Below are 17,314 nucleotides of genomic sequence, written 5' to 3'. Positions count from 1 at the left end.
GAAAAGCCAAAAAATTAATTTTGGCTTTTTTATTATTGTATCCACTCAATATCTGTATCTATAAAAATTAAATTTAAAGGTCTAAATAAAGACTCAGAATCTTTTGCAAATATAAATTTAATTTTATTAGCTGGAACTGTCATAAATACTGTTGATTGGTTTCCCCCAATTACATCAATTTCATCAATCAATGACCATACAAATACTTCAAAAGGCATTTGTGCAGGTAGCAAGATTAATCCAGGATAAGTTTTTTCATAATCTAGATAATCCCTATCTGCTGGGTGTGGTTTATAAAATATATCATATTCATTTGAGTAATCATTGTACACCTGACTTATATATTGCTGTTGGGCAGAGGAATTAGTTGTGCCGATTATTATTAAATTCTTTTTGGATTATTTATTAAATAATTCACTGAATTTTTATTTGTCGAATTTTGTTAATTTATAAAATAAATTTTGTTTTTCTAAGGGTAATGAGTTTAATAAATCTAAAGGAGAAATATTTTTTACATTCATATTCATCACTTGAGATTTAATATAGCTACTTTGTGTTTCTAGCTAATTCTTATCTTGCATAAAATAAGTGTAGTTAGGTAAAGTAGACATATAATAAGGCCATGTAGATGAATCAAATTTAGGCAATACTGCTTTAGGATTTGAAAATAATCATTATTAATATTTAATTAAAAAAGCCTCTTAAATTAAGAGGCTTTAAAATATAATTTTTGTTTATTAGATATGTTTATTCATTTACTAAATCAGAGTTGTTTTCACTATCTTTAATTTCTTCTTCAATTTCTACACCTTCTTCCTTTTCAATTTTTGTAATTGCAGCAATTTCATCGTTTTTTCTAAGATTGATCAGTCTTACTCCTTGTGTATTTCTGCTCATAACTCTTAATTCTTCTACAGACATTCTAATTGCAACTCCGGATTTATTAATGATCATTAAATCATTATCATCAGAAACTTTTTGAATAGCTATCAATCCTCCAGTTTTTTCGGTAATATTTAATGTTATTACCCCTTTTCCTCCTCTATTCGTAATTCTATAAGCATCTGCATGGGTTCTCTTTCCAAATCCTTTTTCAGATACAACTAACACTGTATCTTTTTCTGGATCTGAAATGATTACCATTCCAATAACTTCATCCTTTTCATCTCCAAGTGTAATTCCTCTTACCCCTGATGCATTTCTTCCTATGGATCTAAGTTTTTCTTGTGGAAATCTAAGTGCTTTACCATATAAGGTTGCCAACATAATTTCATCGTTCCCAGAAGTTAAACTTGCGCTAATCAATGTTTCACCATCTCTAACGTTTATTGCATTAATTCCGTTAGATCTTGGCCTTGAATATGCTTCAAGGGATGTTTTTTTTATGGTTCCTTTTTGAGTTACCATTACCACAAAAGTATTTCGGATATATTCTTCATTTTTTAAATCATGAGTCAGTATATAAGCTTTTACTTTATCGTTAGACTCAATATTTATTAAATTTTGAATTGGTCTACCTTTAGATGCTTTTGATCCCTCGGGCACTTCATATACACGTAACCAAAAACATTTGCCTTTTTCAGTAAAGAATAGCATATACTGATGTGCAGTTGCTGAAACTACATATTCAAGGAAATCTTCATCTCTGGTAGATGCTGCCTTATTTCCTATTCCTCCTCTTGATTGAGTTTTATATTCAGAAAGTGAAGTTCTTTTAATATAACCCATTTTAGAAATAGTTAATACTACTTTCTCATCAGGTATAATATCCTCAATACTCATTTCTCCACCAGCAAAATTAATTTCAGTACGTCTTTCATCTCCATACTTTTTCTTAATTTCCTGCAATTCTTCTTTGATTATTTGAAAACGTAGTCCTTCATCATTAAGAATGTTATTCAAATATTCAATCTCTTTCATGATAGCCTCATACTCCTCTCGGATTTTATTTAACTCCATTCCGGTTAGACGAGCCAATCTTAAATCTAAAACTGCTTGAGCTTGAATTTCAGACAATTCAAATTCTTGAATTAATCCTGACTTAGCTTCACTTGGATTCGAGCTATTTCTAATTATTTTAATGGCTAAATCTAAAGAATCTTGAGTGGCTATCACTTTCATAAATCCTTCTAGAATATGTGCTCGCTCTTGTGCTTTTCTTAAAAGATAATTGGTTCTTCGAACGACAACATCATGCCTATGTTCAACAAAATGATGAATAATATCTTTTAAATTTAGTTGAACCGGTCTACCTTTCACTAAGGCTATATTATTAACGCTAAAAGAAGTTTGTAAAGCCGTATATTTATAAAGCAAGTTTAAAACTACATTTGGAATTGCATCATTTTTTAAAATGTAGACAACTCTCATTCCCTTTCTATCGGACTCATCTCTTATTTCGGAAATTCCTTGTAATTTATCTTCTTTAATTAATTCTGCAGTACGTGCAATCATATCTGCTTTATTCACTTGATAAGGAATTTCTGTAACTATAATTGCCTCTCTACCGTGTACTTCTTCAAAATTCGCTCTACCCCTTAAAACAATTCGTCCTCTTCCTGTTTCAAAAGCAGATTTTACTCCTTCATATCCATAAATAATTCCGCCGGTTGGGAAATCTGGAGCCTTAATATATTGCATTAAGTCTTCAATGGTTATTTCTCTATTTTCAATGTAAGCACAAATAGCATCAATAGATTCAGATAAATTGTGTGGTGCCATATTAGTCGCCATTCCCACCGCTATTCCTGATGCTCCATTAATTAACAGATTAGGAATACGAGTTGGCATAACTTTAGGCTCTTCTAAAGTATCATCAAAGTTTAACTGAGTATCAACCGTATCTTTATCTATATCTGAAAGTATATCTTCTGAAATCTTTTTTAATCTTGCCTCCGTATATCGCATTGCTGCTGGTGGATCACCATCAATGGAACCATAGTTTCCTTGTCCATCTACCAATTGATATCTCATCGACCATTCTTGAGCTAAACGTACCATAGTATCGTATACGGAAGAATCTCCATGTGGATGGTATTTTCCCATAACTTCCCCTACAATTCTTGCCGATTTTTTATAAGAACTACTTGAGGTAACTCCTAGTTCATGCATTCCAAATAAAACTCTTCTATGTACGGGTTTTAATCCATCTCTTACATCAGGAAGAGCTCTAGAAACTATTACAGACATGGAATAGTCTATGTAAGATGATTTCATCTCATCCTCAATGTTTATAGGAATTAACTTTTCCCCTTCTCCTGTCATATGATTTATTATTTATTATAAATGATAGCTTGTAAAAGTACTCTTTTTTATATAGATAAACAAGGCAAAAAATCCTATTAGTTTAGATTAAATTAAATCTTTTTATGTTTTTTATTTATTTATATCTTTGATAGATGAAAAAGATTATTTTTATTTTCTTTACTGTTTCCTCGTATTTTTCTATAGGACAAGTAAATAGTGACGAATGCCGAAAATTCACCATCGGCGAATTTAACAATATAAATAATGAAAATCTAACTCTAAATTCAGTTATTATTCGAAACAAAAATAAACAACTGGAAATAGTTAATGGGGTTAAATCTAATAAGAATATAAGATGGTTAAACGACTGTGATTACATTTTACTCTTTGATAAAAAAGAAGCTAAAAAGGATCCTTTTAAAAAATTTATAAATGACAATGGTGGTATATCTATATCACCTGAGAAAATTGAAGGCAATACACTTTATTATAAGTCATATTACTTCGATGGTAAGAGAGGTGTTAAAGGTAGTGGAAAGCTAATTAAAACGAGTAGTAATCCCGAATTTAGATAATTTAATTTATAAAAAAAGATGGATATAAAATCCATCTTTTTTTTATAACATATTATTGATTCTTTAGTTTCTTTTTCTTTTTTTTCTTAAAATAATCGTAAGAAAAATATGCAATTAAAAGAACAATGAAATAGGGTAAGTAACTAGTTTTATCTTTGGGTAATGTATCGGTATTTGGAATTTTAAACATTCGATCCCATCTTATTTTAAACTTGGCTTTATGTCCGTATCCGTCCACTTTTTCTCCCGAAGGTGTTTTAAATGTATTTTCAAACAATCCTTGGATACTTAACCAAGTAAATACAGGGGAACCTATTATATGATTTTCTGGAACATATCCAAAATATCTACTATCCAAAGAATTATCTCTATTGTCTCCCATCATCCAATAATAATTTTGTTTAATTGTGTAATTGTCTGTAGGGGTTCCATTTATGTAAAATTGATTACCAACTATCTTCAAATCATTATTTTCATATCTAGTAATTATATCTCTATACTGCTCAATATTTTCATGATTTAAATGTATAACATCACCTTTTCGTGGGATTTGGATAGGTCCATACTGTGATCTATTCCAATGCTTAGTGATTGGAAATATTGATTGAGCTGAATCAATTTTTCCGTAAGCATTGATCCTAAGATCTTGCACACCTACTTTGGCTATGTCTTGAGCAACAGAATCAACCGTATTTAAATTTTTAATTAAATTTAAATTTTCGGTAGTTAATCCTTCAAAAGTATATTTTCTTTTATCTCTTATTTCAGATTGAGTTTCAAAATAGGGAGCATACCCTAATAAATCATCTATTTTTTTTGGACTTATTCCTGATTCATTAGTATAAACGTTATATCTTCTTTGTTGCTCTTCGTCCTTTTTTATATTTTCAGGTTTACCATTTACATATAGATTTGCGTCTTTAATCTCCAAAATATCTCCTGGTACACCCACTGCTCTCTTAACGTAAGGATCTTTACGATCAATAGCCGTATGTAGGGAATCTGTAGGATAGTTAAAAACTACTATATCTCCTCTTTTGACATCCGTCCATCCAGGAAGTCTAAAGTAAGGAAGACGTATATTATCTATATAGGAGTTGGTTTGGTGCTGTGGCTTACTACTATCCCCTAAAGGTATTTTATTTTGTAAAAACGGCAATGCCACCGGGGTCATAGGTAATCGTATTCCGTATTTTATCTTATTAACAAAAAGAAAATCACCGACCAATAAGGTTCTTTCCATTGATCCGGTTGGAATCGTAAAAGGTTGAATAATGAAGGTATGAATAACGGTAGCAAATATAACAGCAAAAAGAACTGCTGAAATAAGAGTTTCCTTTCTTTCTATCTTACCGATATATTTGGTTTGTGGTGAATAATTTATATAGGCTAAAAAAATAAAAGAAAATAAAACAACGAGCAAAGCATCCATCCACGATCTTCTATTGTAATGACTGATAAAATCTACTAAAATTATTATGGTCATTATAGGTCCCACAATCGGAATAAACACTATAAAAATCCACCACCAAGGCCTATGGATGATTTTAATGGTAACTAATAAATTATATACAGGAATTAATGATTCCCAAGCTTTTCTACCTGCTTTTTGAAATAATTTCCATGTTGTTAAAAAATATAGAATATTGGTAATTATTCCAAAAATAAGGTAATATTGTAATAAATTCATCTAAAATAATTTTATAATCCTAACACATCCTTCATAGTGAAAATACCTTTTTTTCCTACTAACCATTTAGCTGCTACTAAAGCGCCTGAGGCAAAGCCTTTTCTAGAATGAGCGATGTGTTTTATTTCAATTTGATCTACTTCTGAGTTATATAACACTGTATGTGTTCCGGGAACATCTTTTTCTCTTTTAGCTTCAATGGCTAATTGATTACTTGAAGATTCAGAAGATAATTTCCAACCATCCATATGATAGATCGGTATAATTTCTTCTGCTAATGTTATAGCAGTACCACTTGGTGCATCTTTTTTTTCGGTGTGATGTATTTCTTCCAAACTAATTGTATAATCTGGATAATTTTGCATTAACTGAGCAATTCTTTTGTTTATTTCAAAGAATAAGTTAACTCCTAAGCTATAATTAGACGCATAGATAAATGCACCATTAACCTGACTACATATTTTCTCTACTTCAGGCAATCTATCTAGCCAAGCTGTAGTTCCACAAACAACTGGTATACCTAATTCTAAGCAAGCCACAACATTGTCATATGCTGTTTGAGGGGTGGAAAATTCAATGGCTACATCTGCTTCATTTATATTTTCTTTAGTCGGCATTTCTTCAAGTCTAGCAACTATTTGATCTCCTTGAGCTTCAGCTATTGTTTCTATAGCTTTTCCCATTTTTCCATAACCTACTAATGCTATTTTCATGAAATATTGTTTAAATTTTAAATATTAAAGTTTACTAAAAGTTAAAGCTAAATGCTAAGCCCAACTTTTGATTGTATAATACAGTATTTGGATCTTCAAGTATAACAGGTTTTATCGCAAGATCTTTATCCTTATCGAATATTGATAAATGTGCATCAACAGCAGCATCAACTATATTAAGTAGATAGGCTAATGTGGTGAGTACAATAGCATAATCTCTATTTCTTCTTTCTGTATCTTGTGCATTCGCCAATACTCGAGCATCAATTCCTTGCACTCCTGAAAACTCATGGGTTTTACCTGATAATTGAGCTAAATATGCTTTATGATACTTATTGTATCTATCGTCATAATGTTTTATAAAACCTACTCCGGTTGCAATTACTCCTAAAACTATAGGTGCCTTAATATATTTTCTATTATACATTTGTCCTAAACCGGGCAATATGGCTGAATATAAGGATGCTTTTAAAGGACTTCTGGTAAGGCTTTGCGTTAATGAATCAGTTCTATTGGTATTATTAATAATTAGATCTTCCTGAACAGAGATTAAGCTATCTTGCTTATACTGTTGAGATTTAACAATAGATATTGTTAAAAAAGAAAAAATTAAGAGTATAATTTTAATCATTACTTAATTTTCTAATATCTTTTGAATTCTTTGAAACTCTTCTTCGGAACTAAAATTAATGATTATTTTACCTTTACCTTTATCGCTTGCCTTAATTTCTACTTTATCTGTTTCAAAAAAATCTTCAAAAGTTTTTAATCCTTTTTTAAGTGAATTGGAGAGTTCTTTTTCCTTCTTTTCTTTTTTTTCTTTTGGATTTTTTATTGTCCTAATTAAGGCTTCCGTTTGTCTTACAGATAGTTGTTCTTTAACTACTTTTTCATATACAAATATTTGCTGTCCATGGTCTTCCAAAGAAATTAAGGCTCTTCCATGTCCCATAGATATAATATTATCTCTAATTCCAGTTTGAATAATTGGAGACAATTTTAATAATCTTAAATAGTTGGTAATTGTACTCCTATCTTTGCCTACTCTATGACTTAAATCTTCTTGGGTTATTTGAATTTCCTCAATCAATTTTTCAAAAGATAAGGCAACTTCAATAGGATCTAAATCTCTACGTTGAATATTTTCAACTAAAGCCATTTCAAGTAATTCCTGATCATTCGCTAAGCGTATAAAAGCAGGTAATTTTTTTAAACCCGCCATTTTAGAAGCTCTATATCTTCTTTCACCAGATATTAGATCGTACTTACTACCATTTTTTCGAACAGTGATAGGTTGTATAAGCCCGAGTTGTTGGATGGATATTGACAATTCTTTTAGTGCCTTTTCTTCAAAATTACTTCTTGGTTGATTAGGATTGGTAATTATATCCTCTAATGAAATTTCAACAATATTACCAACTAGTTCTTCAGCTCCTTTTTCCTCTGCTGAATTCACTTTTTTTGAATTTTCACTTAAAATTGCAGACAATCCTCTGCCCATAGCTCTTTTTTTATCCCCTGACATAAGTTTATTTAACTTCCTCTTTGTTTTTATTTAATACTTCTTCTGCTAATAAAATATAATTGATAGCCCCCTTACTTTCAGCATCATATTTTAGAATTGATTCACCAAAGCTAGGGGCTTCACTTAATCTTACATTTCTTTGAATCAAACTTTCAAATACCATGTTAGGAAAGTGTGTTTTTACTTCCTCCACTACCTGATTGGATAATCGTAATCTAGCATCATACATAGTAAGAAGTAAACCCTCAATTGTAAGTGTAGGATTATGCAATTTCTGAACACTGTTAATGGTATTTAATAATTTCCCTAGTCCTTCTAAAGCAAAATACTCGCACTGAATAGGAACTATCACAGAATCTGCAGCTGTAAGAGCATTTAATGTTATTAAACCTAAAGAAGGAGCACAATCAATGATTATATAGTCAAAGTCTGACTTTATATCTTGAAGCGCTTCTCTTAACATATACTCCCGCTTTTCCTTATCTACTAATTCTATTTCTGCAGCTACTAAATCAATATGCGCTGGAATTAATTTAACATTAGGAGATGTAGTATTTTGAATGGCTTCTTTAGCTTGGGCACTATGTTCTAAAACTTCATAGGTTCCTACTTCAACTTGATCAACATCTATCCCTAAACCAGAACTAGCATTTGCTTGAGGATCGGCATCTATTAATAGAACTTTCTTCTCTAAAACTCCTATTGCAGCTGCTAAATTAACAGCTGTAGTAGTTTTTCCAACTCCTCCTTTTTGATTTGCAATAGCAATAATTTTTCCCATTAGTTTTCAAAATTTCGAATGTAAAAATACGATTTTAAAATGTTATTTTATGAAAAAATTATTAACATTACAATTGTATATGCATTTTAGTCAGCTTTATTGAAGCACTATTTAACAATATAAATTGAAATAAAAAATTTTAATTACTACAAATAAAAAACCTCTCATTGATATGAGAGGCTTTTAATAAATATAATCTATTACAATTATACTTTTATTTCTACTTCAACTCCACTAGGTAATTCTAATTTCATTAGAGCATCTACAGTTTTAGAAGATGAACTGTAAATATCCATTAACCTTTTGTGAGAGTTTAACTGAAATTGCTCACGAGATTTTTTATTAACGTGTGGAGAACGTAACACAGTAAAAATTCTTTTGTGTGTAGGTAATGGAATTGGACCATTAACAACAGCACCAGTAGCTTTTACTGTTTTTACGATTTTTTCCGCTGATTTATCAACTAAATTATAATCGTATGATTTAAGTTTTATTCTAATTTTTTGGCTCATGTTTTTAATATTATGCGTTTGTACCCTTAGCTTTTGCTATTACATCATCTGCAACATTTTGTGGAGCTGCTTCGTAATGATCAAACTCCATGGTAGAAGTTGCACGTCCAGAAGATAATGTTCTTAAAGAAGTAACATATCCAAACATTTCAGATAATGGAACAAAAGCTTTAATAACTTTAGCATTATTTCTATCATCCATACCATTAACCGTAGCTCTACGACGATTTAAATCTCCTACAATATCCCCCATATATTCTTCTGGAGTTAATACTTCCAATTTCATAATAGGTTCCATAATTACAGGTTTCGCTTTTCTAGCTGCTTCTTTAAATCCTAATTTAGCAGCTAATTCAAAGGATAATTGATCGGAATCCACAGGGTGGAAAGAACCGTCTTTTAAAATGACTTTCATTCCATCAATTTCATATCCTGCTAAAGGTCCATTTTTCATGGCTTCTTTAAATCCTTTCTCTACAGATGGAACAAATTCTCTTGGAATATTTCCACCTTTGATTTCATTTACAAATTCCAATCCAACTTTACCTTCATCAGCAGGAGATAATTGAAACACAATATCAGCAAATTTACCTCTACCACCGGTTTGTTTCTTATAAACTTCGCGATGATCAGCAGATTGCATAAGTGCTTCTTTGTACTCTACTTGAGGTTGTCCTTGGTTAACTTCAACTTTAAACTCTCTCTTTAAACGATCAACAATAATATCTAAGTGAAGCTCTCCCATCCCTGAAATTACAGTCTGACCTGTAGTTTCATCCGTTTTTACTTGGAATGTTGGATCTTCTTCTGCTAATTTAGATAAAGCTAAACCAAGTTTATCAACATCAGCTTTAGTTTTCGGTTCAACTGCAATACCTATAACTGGATCTGGGAAAACCATACTTTCTAAAACTATCGGAGCTTTTTCATCACAAAGTGTATCTCCAGTTTTGATGTCTTTAAACCCTACTGCTGCACCAATATCCCCTGCTTCAATATATTCAATAGGATTCTGTTTATTTGCATGCATTTGATAAATTCGAGAAATTCTCTCTTTATCTCCAGAACGTGTGTTTAGTACGTAAGAACCTGCATCCAAATGCCCAGAATATGCTCTAAAGAATGCTAAACGACCTACATATGGGTCGGTAGCAATTTTGAAAGCTAATGCTGCAAATGGTTCCTTTGCAGATGGTTTTCTAGATATAGGTTCATCTGTTTTAGGATCTGTACCCTCAATTGCTTCTTTATCAATTGGAGAAGGTAGGTATCTACAAACTGCATCTAGCATAAACTGAACACCTTTATTTTTAAAAGATGACCCACATACCATTGGAATTATACTAATATCAATAGTAGCTTTTCTTAAAGCTTCATGAATTTCTTCTTCAGAAATTGAATCTGGATCTTCAAAGAATTTTTCCATCAATCCTTCATCGTATTCAGCAACAGCTTCGATTAAAAATTGACGATATTCTTGAACTTCCTCCTTCATATCTTCAGGAATGTCAACGATATCAAAGGTAGAACCAAAATTATCATTATGCCAAACTACAGCTCTATTCTTTACCAAGTCAACAATTCCTTTAAAATCTTCTTCAGATCCTATAGGAAGAACGATAGGAACAGCATTGGAACCTAACATATCTTTTACTTGTCGACAAACATTTAAGAAATCTGCCCCTTGACGGTCCATCTTATTTACAAATCCCATTCTAGGAACTTTGTAATTGTCTGCTAATCTCCAGTTAGTTTCAGACTGCGGTTCAACACCATCTACTGCACTAAATAAGAATACCAAACCGTCTAATACACGTAATGAACGATTTACTTCAACAGTAAAATCTACGTGTCCGGGAGTATCAATGATATTAAAATGGTAGGCACGAGTATCCGCTACTTTTTTACCATCATCAGTTAACGGGAAATTCCAGCTACATGTAGTTGCAGCGGATTGAATTGTAATTCCTCTTTCTGCTTCTTGAGCCATCCAGTCCATGGTAGAGGCACCGTCGTGTACCTCACCAATTTTGTGGTTAACTCCTGTATAGAATAATATCCTTTCGGTTGTAGTTGTTTTTCCTGCATCAATATGAGCAGCAATTCCTATATTTCTTGTATATTTTAAATCTCTTGACATATTATTCTTAGAATTTGAAATGTGAGAATGCTTTGTTAGCCTCAGCCATTCGATGAGTATCTGTTTTTTTCTTAACAGCAGCTCCTTCCTCTTTAGCTGCAGCAATAACTTCAGCTGCTAATCTTTGAGCCATTGATTTTTCATTTCTGTCTCTAGAGTATTTAATTAACCATTTCATTGCCATAGAAATTTTTCTATCTGGACGAATAGGCATTGGTATTTGAAAGTTAGCTCCTCCTACTCTTCTGCTACGAACTTCAACATGAGGCATAACGTTCTCTAGAGCATCTTTCCAAATTTCTAAAGAAGTTTTTTCTTGATCTTCTTTTTTACTTTCTACAATATCTAATGCATCATAGAATATTTTAAAAGCTATACTTTTTTTACCATCTTTCATTAAGTTATTAACGAAACGTGTTACCAATTGATCGTTAAATTTTGGATCTGGTAAAAGTGGGCGTTTTTTTGCTTTCGTTTTTCTCATCTTACCTGAATAATTTCGTTATTACTATTTTTTGTCTTTCGGTCGTTTAGCTCCATATTTACTTCTTCTCTGTAAACGTCCTTGAACACCTGCGGTATCCAATGCTCCTCTTACAATGTGATAACGAACTCCCGGTAAATCTTTTACCCTTCCGCCTCTCACCAATACTATCGAGTGCTCTTGGAGATTATGTCCTTCACCTGGAATGTACGCATTTACTTCTTTCCCATTAGTCAAACGAACCCTAGCAACTTTTCTAAGTGCTGAATTCGGTTTTTTAGGTGTTGTAGTATAAACACGAGTACATACTCCACGTCTTTGTGGACAAGAATCCAAAGCAGCCGATTTACTCTTCTTGGTAAGCGTGGCCCTTCCTTTTCTTACTAATTGTTGAATAGTTGGCATTTATGCTCTTTTAATTTTGGGGCAAATGTAATGTTTTTTATTCAAAATAAAAAAATTATGCTCTTAAAGCTTTTTTATAATTGAATTTTTATATTTAATGTGAATCTTTATATCCGATCAATAGAAATTATTTTAGATTTTATTAAAAATTTTTAAATTGATTTCTTGGAAAAATTATTTATTTAGACTTTTAAATGAATAGTCCTAATTTTAATTATAAATCCATAATAAGACTGGCTTTGTTTTATTCTTTAACAATGAATCCATCTTTTCCATTGTTTTATTATCTATAACCGGGCAACCTTGACTATATCCTAAAGGTATATGTTCCGGATAAATCTCATGATCAGGCATCTGACTATAGGAATGCAATACTATAATTCTTGAAAATGCTTTATTATTAGTTTTTTCCAAACCATGCATTTTATAATGGATTTTTGTCCCCCATTGGCTAGGGGCTCGTACCCCAATTTTATATTTCCCTAAAGAAGATGTATAACTATTGGGGACATTGGAAAAAACTATTTTTTCTTGAGTGCTTCTAAAGTTTTCGTTTCCATATCCATGGGCTACTAAACCTTTAATTATAGCTTTATTTTCGTTATAATCCCATACATAAAAACGATTTTTCCCAGAATGAATACTAAAATCTATTAAAATTGCATGTGTTGTATCGTAACCATTATTTTGGATGAATTGATACGCTTCTTTTGACTTATCTGCTAAATTATCTGGTTTAAGTTTTAAATGAACAATGTCCTTATTAATACTTTTAAATAACTTAACCTTTAGGTATGCATATGCATCTTTGTACATATTTTTATGGTATAAAGCTAAACTGCTAACTAAAAATAGACAAAGAAAAAGAGCTAATAGCAATAAGTTTTTATTCTTCATGATAATTTATAACAAAATAAGAATTTTATTATATAACAAATAAATTTTTTTTTAATATTTTATTTAGAGAAATTATACTTTAAAGTAGAATAACTATTACTTGTTTAATTTACTATTTTTGTATTTTGAATAGTTTCTTTTAGCTTAATTTAAGAAACTTTATAATCTCATCTATTTCTAATACTAAGAAAACATTTATGGATTTACAAGATCAACTTAAAAAACTTTTCCCAGATCATAAAATTGAAAATAACGAAGAAGATTGTTTATCTAATGATAATGAATTATTTTTTCAAGATGATCCTATCATTTGCAAATATGAAAAAAAAGGAAGAAATGGTAAACCTGTTACCATATTAGAAGGTTATCAAGGAGATGATGATGATTTTAAGAAATTAGCTAAAGAAATTAAATCAATTTTAGGTGTTGGAGGTTCTGCTAAAGAAGGTATTATAATTTTACAGGGTAATTATAGAGATAAAGTAATGGATATTTTAAAAAATAAAGGTTTTAAGGTTAAGCGTGTAGGGGGATAGTATACTTTCTTACACTAAATATTCAATAAATCTTTAGTGGACGGTTATAGCTTAACCTGTTTTTAACAAATATAAAATAGATTTGTTTTGAAATATTTTAAAACAAATTTTATGAAAAAAAAATTCCTATCGGTTTTCTTAATTATTTTTTCTTTAGCCTTTTCTCAAAATCAAAAGCCTAAATTGGTGATTGGTATTGTGGTAGACCAAATGAGAACCGAATTTTTATTTCGATATTCCTCTCTTTTCTCTGATAACGGATTTAAAAGACTATTAAATGATGGTTTTTTTTATAGTAATCTTCATTATAATTATGTGCCTACATTTACTGCACCTGGACACGCATCCATTTATACAGGAACTACTCCGGTTAATCATGGAATTGTAGCCAATGAATGGTTCCATAGAGGTTTAAAAAGAGATGTTTATTGTACAGAAGACTTTTCCGTTGTATCCCTTGGAAATCCTGATAAAAATAAAGAAGGACAAATGTCCCTAAAAATTTACAATCAAGCACAATAACTGATGAATTAAAACTTGCCACAAATTTTAAGAGTAAAGTTTATGGAGTTAGTATGAAAGATCGTGGTGCAATTCTACCAGCTGGACATTTTGCGGATCGTGCTTATTGGATTTCCGATAATGGAAACTTTATTTCAAGCAATTTTTATGGGAATGAATTTCCAAGTTGGGTAACTTCTTTTAATGAAAGTAAAAGATATATGAAATACATTCAAGATGGCTGGAAACTATTTAAAGATAAATCTTTTTATAAAGACTGTCTACCTGATGATAATCCTTACGAAAGCACTGGCTTAAAAATACACAAGAAAGCTGTATTTCCATACCTTTTAACAGAAGATTTTGCTCAGACTGGACCTAAGGTTATTAAAAGTACTCCATTTACCAATGACCTGATTGTTGAATTTGCTGAAGAACTTATTGAAAATGAAAAATTAGGAAATGGTGATGTCACTGATTTTCTTGCTTTAAGTTTTTCTGCTACTGATATTATTACTCATTTAACTGGACCTCGTTCCATTGAAACTTTAGATACTTATTTGAGATTGGATGATTTATTGGGGAAATTTTTAACATTTTTGGATAAAAAAGTTGGCAAAGGAAACTATTTACTTTTTTTAACGGCTGACCATTCGGGTAGTGAAAATCCTAAACATTTAAAAGATCATGGGTATGATATTGCCTCTTTAAATGCAAAAGAAATGGAGAATAAATTAAGAGCTTATTCTATTGAAAAATATGAAAAAGATTTAATTTTATCATATTCTAACCAAAACATTTACATTGATGATACTCTAATTTCCCCTAGTAAAAAGTTCAATGAAATTGTTAAAGATTTTGCTAATTTTATTGAATCTTTCCCTGAAGTTAAAAGAGCATATACTGAAGATGAAATCTTAAATATTTCTGCCGTTGATGAGCATGGTTCTATGATATTTAGAGGTTATGATAAAAAACAAAATGGTCAAATTTATGTACTACTAAAACCTGGATACATTGAATATAAACCACAGGGGGCTACACATGGTTCCAGCTACACTTATGACACTCATGTTCCTTTAATATTTTATGGTTGGAAAACTCCACATGGAACAAGTTCTGAAAAACATTACATTACCGAAATTGCTCCTACAATCGCACAAAAAATAAGTATTACTTTTCCTAATTCTACAAATTCTCAAATTTTATCGGAAGTAATAAAATATTAATAAAAAAAGGTTCTTTTAAGAACCTTTTTTTATTTTCTTATACTTTAATAGATGGTAACATATAAATAATACTATCAGCCATACGGGTATCAATTCCACTGATAATTTCATTCCTGTAAACCACATGATAATTAAGATAGCTATTAAAAAAAATAAGCATATATAATTTCCTATAGGATACCAAAGCGATGGAAATTTTGTTTTTGTAATCCCTTGATTTTTTAATGCTTTTTTAAAATAAAAATGTGTAATAGTAATAATTATCCAATTCAATACTAAACATGAGACTACTAAGGACATTAAATATTCTAATGCTTCCTCTGGCATAATTTTATTAACAATCACGCAAATAGCTGCAAAAATTGCTGATACCAGTATTGCCATTATAGGAACATGATTCTTATTTAGTTTTGATAAAAATTTAGGTGCATTTCCTTGCTTTGATAAACCGTATAACATTCTACTATTGCTATACACACTACTATTATAAACAGACAAAGCTGCTGTTAGAACAACAAGGTTTAACGCATTTGCAATAAGTTTAGTAAATGAAATAGTGGTACCAAATAAATTAAATTGAAATCCTGATAGAGAATTAAATATAGTTACAAAAGGACTCGTTTTAATAGTTATTTCCCTCCAAGGAGATAAGGAAAATAATATAATTAATGCTCCTACATAAAATATTAATATTCTATAAATGACCTGATTGGTTGCTTTCGGAATCGTTTTTTCTGGGTGGTCAGTTTCAGCAGCTGCAATACCTATCAGTTCTAAGCCACCAAATGAAAACATTATAAAAGCTAATGAAGATAATAATCCTTGGTATCCTCCACTACCATCTGAGGTAAAAAAACCTTTTGGAAATAGTCCTCCATCGCTCCACAAATTGGAAATATTTGCTTTGGGCCCACCAGATCCGCTTAATAATAAATATATTCCAAATATAATCATAGCAACTATGGCAACAACCTTGATAATTGAAAACCAAAACTCTGCTTCGCCATATATTTTTACATTTGCTAAGTTAATCGTATTTATAATTACAAAGAAGAATAAACTTGAAGCCCACAGGGGAATTTCAGGCCACCAAAACTGTACGTAAGTACCAATAGCTGTTAACTCTGCCATACTTACTAAAATATACAACAACCAATAATTCCAACCAGAAGCAAAACCTGTAAAGGGGCTCCAGTATTTGTAAGCAAACTGACTAAAACTACCAGAAATAGGCTCTTGGACAACCATTTCTCCTAATTGCCTCATAATCATAAAGGCAATAAAGCCAGCAATGGCATAGCCGATAATAACGGATGGTCCTGCTAATACCGCTGCCGGACCAATTCCTAAAAATAATCCAGTACCTATCGCTCCTCCTAATGCTATTAATTGTATGTGACGATTGGAAAGACTTCTTTTTAACTCGCCTTTATTTAAGTTCTTATTTTCTTCTTCCAAAAATTCTTAGATTAAATAATAATATTGTATAAATTATCTGCTAAATGGTCTACCAATTAAATTGTATGGTTTGCTTTACTTCTGGGGACAATGTTGCCCCAACTGGACAAGTATAAGCTACTCTTTCTAAAATTGTTTTCTGCTTATCCTCTAAATTTAATAGTGGGAAAAATATAATTACTTTAATCTCCCCTATCCTCCTAGGTTCCGCATTCATTATTTTAGTAACTTCTGCCTTGGTTCCTTTTATATCTATTCCCATTGAAGAAGCTTTAATTCCCATAACTGTAAGCATACAGCTAGCTAAAGCACTTGCTACCATATCGGTAGGAGAAAAACTTTCTCCCTTTCCATGATTATCTTTAGGTGCATCTGTGGATATTTTTGTTCCACTTTGTATATGAGTTGCTTCAGTATGCAAACTTCCTTCGTATAATACTTCTACTGTCATAATTTATATAATTTGTTGAAACTATTTAGAATTTATAATTCTAATACGCTAAATTAATGGTTAAATCTAAAAAAAATAATCTAGTTTTAAAAATCTATATAGTCATTAATTAATAAGTTTAAAATTCCATACTAAATCTATTGTAACAAAAAATTCAATTGATTTTTTTAT

Annotated in this window: 18 protein-coding genes; 4 read left to right on the top strand and 14 right to left on the bottom strand. The window is 30.8% G+C overall.

What is annotated here, in order from left to right; genetic code table 11:
* Positions 1-32 precede the first annotated feature (32 nt).
* A complete protein-coding gene (locus tag ETU10_RS09340) occupies positions 33-332 on the bottom strand; it encodes a hypothetical protein (protein WP_185145090.1) in 300 nt (99 codons plus the stop codon).
* Between the two features lie 415 nt (positions 333-747).
* Positions 748-3,264 carry a DNA gyrase subunit A gene (gene gyrA, locus ETU10_RS09335; RefSeq protein WP_146311728.1) on the bottom strand — a complete coding sequence of 839 codons (2,517 nt, stop codon included), beginning with the start codon at positions 3,262-3,264 and terminating at the stop codon, positions 748-750.
* Between the two features lie 134 nt (positions 3,265-3,398).
* Between gyrA and ETU10_RS09330 the strand changes: the two genes are divergently transcribed.
* Positions 3,399-3,821, top strand: coding sequence for a hypothetical protein (locus ETU10_RS09330; protein WP_146311726.1), 423 nt, complete (start codon positions 3,399-3,401; stop codon positions 3,819-3,821).
* Positions 3,822-3,873: 52 nt separating this feature from the next.
* Here ETU10_RS09330 and lepB read toward each other — a convergent pair whose 3' ends face one another.
* The 10 genes from lepB to ETU10_RS09280 form a co-directional block, all read right to left on the bottom strand.
* Positions 3,874-5,511: a signal peptidase I gene (gene lepB / locus ETU10_RS09325; RefSeq protein ID WP_146311724.1), complete on the bottom strand. Its 1,638-nt coding sequence runs from the start codon at positions 5,509-5,511 to the stop codon at positions 3,874-3,876.
* Positions 5,512-5,522: 11 nt separating this feature from the next.
* Positions 5,523-6,224, bottom strand: coding sequence for a 4-hydroxy-tetrahydrodipicolinate reductase (gene dapB, locus ETU10_RS09320; RefSeq protein WP_146311722.1), 702 nt, complete (start codon positions 6,222-6,224; stop codon positions 5,523-5,525).
* Between the two features lie 34 nt (positions 6,225-6,258).
* Positions 6,259-6,855, bottom strand: a complete 597-nt coding sequence (locus ETU10_RS09315) for a DUF6677 family protein (RefSeq protein WP_146293110.1) — start codon at positions 6,853-6,855, stop codon at positions 6,259-6,261.
* A 3-nt stretch (positions 6,856-6,858) separates the two neighbouring features.
* Positions 6,859-7,749, bottom strand: a complete 891-nt coding sequence (locus ETU10_RS09310; protein ID WP_146311720.1) for a ParB/RepB/Spo0J family partition protein — start codon at positions 7,747-7,749, stop codon at positions 6,859-6,861.
* Between the two features lie 4 nt (positions 7,750-7,753).
* The gene (locus ETU10_RS09305; RefSeq protein ID WP_146311718.1) at positions 7,754-8,530 is read right to left on the bottom strand and encodes a ParA family protein; all 777 of its coding nucleotides are present in this window, start codon (positions 8,528-8,530) and stop codon (positions 7,754-7,756) included.
* Between the two features lie 206 nt (positions 8,531-8,736).
* Positions 8,737-9,042: a 30S ribosomal protein S10 gene (gene rpsJ, locus ETU10_RS09300; RefSeq protein WP_055425679.1), complete on the bottom strand. Its 306-nt coding sequence runs from the start codon at positions 9,040-9,042 to the stop codon at positions 8,737-8,739.
* A gap of 10 nt (positions 9,043-9,052) precedes the next feature.
* Positions 9,053-11,182, bottom strand: coding sequence for an elongation factor G (gene fusA, locus ETU10_RS09295; protein WP_146311716.1), 2,130 nt, complete (start codon positions 11,180-11,182; stop codon positions 9,053-9,055).
* 7 nt (positions 11,183-11,189) lie between these two features.
* Positions 11,190-11,666 carry a 30S ribosomal protein S7 gene (rpsG, locus tag ETU10_RS09290; RefSeq protein ID WP_146263027.1) on the bottom strand — a complete coding sequence of 159 codons (477 nt, stop codon included), beginning with the start codon at positions 11,664-11,666 and terminating at the stop codon, positions 11,190-11,192.
* A 24-nt stretch (positions 11,667-11,690) separates the two neighbouring features.
* Positions 11,691-12,071 (bottom strand): 30S ribosomal protein S12, encoded by a 381-nt coding sequence (rpsL, locus tag ETU10_RS09285; RefSeq protein WP_146263028.1) that lies wholly within the window; start codon positions 12,069-12,071, stop codon positions 11,691-11,693.
* Positions 12,072-12,281: 210 nt separating this feature from the next.
* Complete coding sequence (locus ETU10_RS09280; protein WP_146263029.1) at positions 12,282-12,968, bottom strand: murein L,D-transpeptidase catalytic domain-containing protein; 687 nt, start codon at positions 12,966-12,968, stop codon at positions 12,282-12,284.
* A 197-nt stretch (positions 12,969-13,165) separates the two neighbouring features.
* Here ETU10_RS09280 and ETU10_RS09275 point away from each other — a divergent pair, with 197 nt between their 5' ends.
* The 3 genes from ETU10_RS09275 to ETU10_RS09270 all read left to right on the top strand — a co-directional run bounded on the left by ETU10_RS09275 (position 13,166) and on the right by ETU10_RS09270 (position 15,234).
* Complete coding sequence (locus tag ETU10_RS09275; protein WP_146263030.1) at positions 13,166-13,504, top strand: translation initiation factor; 339 nt, start codon at positions 13,166-13,168, stop codon at positions 13,502-13,504.
* A 111-nt stretch (positions 13,505-13,615) separates the two neighbouring features.
* Entirely contained in the window at positions 13,616-14,026 is a 411-nt protein-coding gene (locus ETU10_RS11385) for an alkaline phosphatase family protein (protein WP_317129719.1), read from the top strand.
* A 53-nt stretch (positions 14,027-14,079) separates the two neighbouring features.
* Positions 14,080-15,234, top strand: coding sequence for an alkaline phosphatase family protein (locus ETU10_RS09270; protein ID WP_317129718.1), 1,155 nt, complete (start codon positions 14,080-14,082; stop codon positions 15,232-15,234).
* A 15-nt stretch (positions 15,235-15,249) separates the two neighbouring features.
* Here the strand turns inward: ETU10_RS09270 and ETU10_RS09265 are convergent, their stop codons facing one another.
* Together ETU10_RS09265 and ETU10_RS09260 are read right to left on the bottom strand one after the other, a co-directional pair.
* Positions 15,250-16,692, bottom strand: a complete 1,443-nt coding sequence (locus ETU10_RS09265) for an amino acid permease (RefSeq protein ID WP_146311714.1) — start codon at positions 16,690-16,692, stop codon at positions 15,250-15,252.
* A 49-nt stretch (positions 16,693-16,741) separates the two neighbouring features.
* Complete coding sequence (locus ETU10_RS09260) at positions 16,742-17,143, bottom strand: OsmC family protein (RefSeq protein WP_146263033.1); 402 nt, start codon at positions 17,141-17,143, stop codon at positions 16,742-16,744.
* Positions 17,144-17,314 lie beyond the last annotated feature (171 nt).

It is taken from the genome of Apibacter muscae, from assembly GCF_007845595.1.
In the GTDB taxonomy this organism is placed as follows: Bacteria; Bacteroidota; Bacteroidia; order Flavobacteriales; family Weeksellaceae; genus Apibacter; species Apibacter muscae.
Note: the sequence above shows the minus strand (reverse complement) of the source record. Positions and strands in the feature narration are given on the sequence as shown.